The 5,069-nt window shown below is 75.7% G+C and carries 1 protein-coding gene; it reads right to left on the bottom strand.

The window, feature by feature from the left end; translation table 11 throughout:
• A partial coding sequence (locus AB0L34_RS32825; protein ID WP_363709441.1) for an SDR family NAD(P)-dependent oxidoreductase occupies nucleotides 1-5,069 on the bottom strand: 5,069 nt, incomplete at both ends.

Raw genomic sequence — 5,069 nt, forward strand, 5'->3', positions numbered from 1 at the left:
CGGCACCACGGCGGCGCCGTGCCGGTCCAGCCAGGCGGTGGTGTGCCGGCTGACCGCCCCCGCCCCGCCGGTCATCAGGACGGTGCCCTGCGGGGACCAGCCCGTACCCCCGGCCGGGCCGGTGGCCCGCACCAGGCGCCGCACGTGCACGCCGGACGCGCGGACCACGAGCTGGTCCTCCCCCTCCACGTTGGTCAGCGCGGCGACCAGCGCGGCGGAGTGCTCCCCGGTCACGGCGCCGGGCAGGTCGACGATGCCCCCGACGTGCCGAGGGTGTTCCAGCGCCGCGGCCAGGCCGAGGCCCCAGGTGGTGGCCTGCCACGGCCGCGTCGCCGGCTCGTCGTCGCTGGCGACCGCTCCGGTGGTGGCCAGCCACAGTGGCGCCCCGGCCTCCCGGTCGGTGTGCGCCTGGAGGAGCAGCAGGTTCGCCGCGAGACCGGACGGCAGCGCGTCCTGCTCGGGGTGCGGCGCCTCGTCGAGGGCGAGCAGCGACAGCAGCGCTGTCGGCTGGTGCTCCGCGCAGGCCCGGTCGAGGTCGGCGGCGAGACCGTCCCGGTGAGCCGTCGCCGGGTCCACCGTGAGGACGTGCACGGCGGCTCCCCCCGCCCGCAGCGCGTCGGCGACCGTTTCCGTGGTTTCCCGCGGCGGCGCGACCAGCAGCCAGCGGCCCGGCTCGCCGCCGGTCAACCGCTGCTGCCGCCAGGTGACCCGGTACCGCCACCCGGTGAGCGTGCCGTCCTGCCGCTGCTGGCGCCGCCACGACTCCAGCTCCGGGAGCAGTTCCTTCAGCGGCTGGCTGGCGTCGATACCCAGCCGGTCCAGGTCGCCGTCGGTGACCGCCCGCCAGAACTCGGTGTCGGCCTGGTCCGCGGCCCCGCCGAGCGGCGTGGCCAGGGTCGGCCAGTACCGCTGTGGCTGGAACGCGTACGTGGGCAGCTCCGGCAGGTCGCGCACGGCCGGCCGGGGGCCGGCGAGCGGCGTCAGCACGGCCGCCCAGTCCACGTCCCGGCCGGTCGCGTACCGGGTCGCGACGGCGGTCAGCAGCGCCGTCACCTCCGGCACGCCGGCCCGCAGGGTGGCGACGGCGGTGGCGCCGTCGGGGAGCACGTCGGCGTTCATCGGCGTCAGCACGGCGGCTGGGCCGATCTCCAGGTACGTGTCCACGCCGGCGTCCCGCAGGGCGTGGATCCCGTCGGCGTAGCGGACGGCCTCCCGGACGTGCCGCACCCAGTAGTCGACCGTGCGGATCTCGTCGCCGTCAGCCAGCGCCCCGGTCAGGTTCGACACGACCGGCAGCAGCGGCGGCCGGAAGGCGAGACCATCCAGGACGGCCCGGAACTCGGCCAGCATCGGCTCCATCAGCGGACTGTGGAACGCGTGGCTGACGGTCAGCCGGCGCGTCCGCACGCCCCGGTCCCGCCAGACGGCCTCCACCCCGTCCAGGGCCGTCAGGTCGCCGGACACCACGACGGAGGTCGGGCCGTTCACGGCGGCGATCCCCACCCGGTCGGCCAACCCGTCCAGCGTGGCCAGCACCTCGGCCTCGGCCGCGTTCACCGCCAGCATCCCACCACCGGCCGGCAACGCCTGCATCAACCGACCCCTGGCGGCCACCAGCGCACACGCATCGACCAGAGACAGCACCCCGGCCACGTACGCGGCCGTGATCTCACCGACCGAATGCCCACCCACGAAGTCCGGCACCACCCCGAACGACTCCACCAGGCGGAACAACGCCACCTCGACCGCGAACAACCCGGCCTGGGTGAACACGGTCTGGTCCAGCAGCCCCGCCTCCGGCGAGCCCTCCGGAGCGAACAACACCTCACGAAGCGGCTGCGGCAGCAGCGGTTCCAGGTGCCCACACACCTCGTCCAACGCCGACGCGAACACCGGGAACGCCCCGTACAACTCCCGGCCCATCCCGGCGCGCTGCGCGCCCTGACCGGAGAAGAGGACGGCGAGCCGGCCAGGGCGGGCCGTGCCCCGGACGACGATGGACGACGGCTCGTCGCCGGCGACGGCGTCGAGGCCGGCGTGCAGGCTCTGCCGGTCGCGGGGCAGCAGCACCGCGCGGTGCTCGAACGCGGACCGCCCGGTGGCCAGCGCGTGGCCGAGGTCCGGCAGCGGCACCGCGGGGTTCTCGGCCAGCCACGCGCTCAGCCGGGTGGCCTGCTCGCGCAGGGCGTCCGCGGTGCGGGCGGAGAGCACGCAGGGGGTGGTCAGGTCGCCGGAGGTGACGGCCGGCGGCACGGTCACGGTCGGCGCGGGCGCGGCGTCGGGCGCCTGCTCCAGGATGGTGTGGACGTTGGTGCCGCTGATGCCGAACGACGACACGGCCGCCCGGCGCGGCCGGTCCGTCTCGGGCCAGGGCCGGTCCTGCGCGAGCAGGGCGACGGAGCCGGCCGACCAGTCGATGTGCGGGGACGGCTCGTCGACGTGCAGGGTGCGGGGCAGGACGCCGTGCCGCATCGCGAGCACCATCTTGATGACACCGGCGACACCGGCGGCGGCCTGCGCGTGCCCGATGTTCGACTTGATCGAGCCCAGCCACAGCGGCTGGTCGGCGGGCCGCTCCTGCCCGTACGTGGCGAGCAGCGCCTGCGCCTCGATCGGGTCGCCGAGGGCGGTGCCGGTGCCGTGCGCCTCGACGGCGTCGACGTCGGCGGGGGCGAGGCGGGCGTTGGCGAGGGCCTGGCGGATGACCCGCTGCTGGGAGGGGCCGTTCGGGGCGGTGAGGCCGCTGCTGGCGCCGTCCTGGTTGACGGCGCTGCCCCGGATGACGGCGAGGATGCGCCGCCCGTTGCGCTGGGCGTCGGAGAGCCGCTCGAGGAGCAGCATGCCGACGCCCTCGGCGAAGCCGGTGCCGTCGGCGCCGGCGCCGAACGCCTTGCACCGCCCGTCGGGCGACAGGCCGCGCTGCCGGGAGAACTCGGCGAGCATTCCGGGGGTGGACATGACGCTGACGCCGCCGGCGAGGGCGAGGCGGCACTCGTCCTGTCGCAGCGCCTGCGCGGCGAGGTGCAGGGCGACCAGCGACGAGGAGCACGCCGTGTCGACGGTGACGGCCGGTCCTTCGAGCCCGAACAGGTAGGAGATCCGGCCGGACGCGACGCTGCCGGCGCTGCCGTTGCCGACGTACCCGTCCAGCTCGTCGGACGTGCCGAGGGCCTTGGAGGCGTAGTCGTGGTAGATCAGGCCGACGTACACGCCGGTGCTGCTGCCGCGGGCGGCCAGCGGGTCGATGCCGGCCCGCTCGAACGCCTCCCACGAGGTCTCCAGCAGCAGCCGCTGCTGCGGGTCCATCGCGAGGGCCTCGCGGGGCGAGATGCCGAAGAACGCGGCGTCGAAGTCGGCGGCGTCGTACAGGAAGCCGCCGCGCTGCGGGGTGGCGGTGCCGTCCTGGGCGTCGGTGCGCAGGTCGGCGAGGTCCCAGCCGCGGTCGGTGGGGAAGGGCGCGATGACGTCCGCGCCGGCGGTCACCAGGTCCCAGAGTTGCTCGGGGGTCTGCACGTCGCCGGGGAAGCGGCAGGCCATGCCGACGATCGCGATGGGTTCGTCGGTGCCGGCCGCGGCGGCGGCCTGGGCGGTCGCCGGGGCGGCCCGGCCGACGATCTCCCGGTCGAGGAAGTCGGCGAGCACGACCGGGGTGGGGTAGTCGAAGGCGACCGTGGCGGGCAGTCGCAGCCCGGTCGCGGTGGCGAGCCGGTTGCGCAGCTCGACGGAGGTCAGGGAGTCGAAGCCGAGTTCCTTGAACGGCCGCTGCGGGTCGAGGTGGTCGGCCGAGCGGTGGCCGAGGACCGCCGCCACGTTGCCGGCGACGAGCTCGAGGAGCTGGCCGCGCCGCTCCACGGGGCTGAGCGCCGCGAGCCGCTCGCCGACGGACAGGTCGGCGGTGGCCCGGGTGGCCGCCCGCCGCCGTGCGCGGGGCGGCCGGACGAGGTCGCGCAGCAGCGCGGGGACCCGCCCGGCGTCCGGCGCCTCGGTGGCCGCCGGCACCTTCATGAGTACGACGTGCGCGCCGCCGTGCCGCTGCGCGGCGTCGAGGAGGGCGAGCCCCTCGGTGTCGGTGAGCGGGGCGCTGCCGGCGCGGATGGCCCGCCGGTGCTCGGTCGCCTCGAGGTGGGCCGTCATGCTGCTGGTGGTGGCCCACAGTCCCCAGGCGAGGCTGGCCGCCGGCAGTCCCTGCTGGCGGCGGTGCTGGGCGAGGGCGTCGAGGAACGCGTTCGCGGCGGCGTAGTTGGCCTGCCCGGGCGAGCCCAGGGTGGCGGCGATCGACGAGAACACCACGAACGCGGCGAGGTCCAGGTGGGCGGTGGCGCGGTGCAGCGCCCACGCGCCGTCGACCTTCGGCGCCATGACGGCGGTGAGGGCGTCGGTGTCCAGCGAGGTGATCGTCGCGTCGGCGATGACCCCGGCGGTGTGCACGACGGCGGTCAGCGAGTGCGCCCCGGCGACGAGGTCCGTCACCTGCTGCGGGTCGCTGACGTCCACGGCGACGGCGTCGACCGTGGCGCCGGCCTCGGTCAGCTCCGCGACCAGCGCGGCGTAGTCGCTGCCTTCGGCGGGCAGGCGACGCGAGGCCAGCAGCAGTCGGCGGGCCTGACCGGTGGTGACGAGGTGCCGGGCAACGACCCCGGCGAGGGTGCCCGACGCTCCGGTGACGAGGACCGTCCCGTCCGGGTCCACCGGCGCGGGAACCTGGAGGACGACCTTGCCGACGTGGCGGGCCTGGCTGATGTGCCGCAGCGCCGCACGTGCCTGCCGCACATCCCACACCCGCACCGGCAACGGCGACAGCGCACCCTGCTCGAACAGGGCCAGCAGCTCGGCGAGCATCTGCCCGATCCGCTCCCCGCCGGCGTTGTTGAGTTCGAACGCCTGGTACGTCACGCCGGGGTGCTGCCGGGCGACCAACTCCGGGTCGCGGACGTCGGTCTTGCCCATCTCCACGAACCGGCCACCACGCGGCAGCAGGCGCAGCGACGCGTCCACGAACTCACCCGCGAGCGCATCCAACACGACGTCGACACCCGCGCCACCGCTGACCGACGCGAACGTCCGCTCGA

Origin of the sequence: Micromonospora sp. NPDC052213, assembly GCF_040679695.1 — a bacterium.
Classification (GTDB): Bacteria; Actinomycetota; Actinomycetes; order Mycobacteriales; family Micromonosporaceae; genus Micromonospora.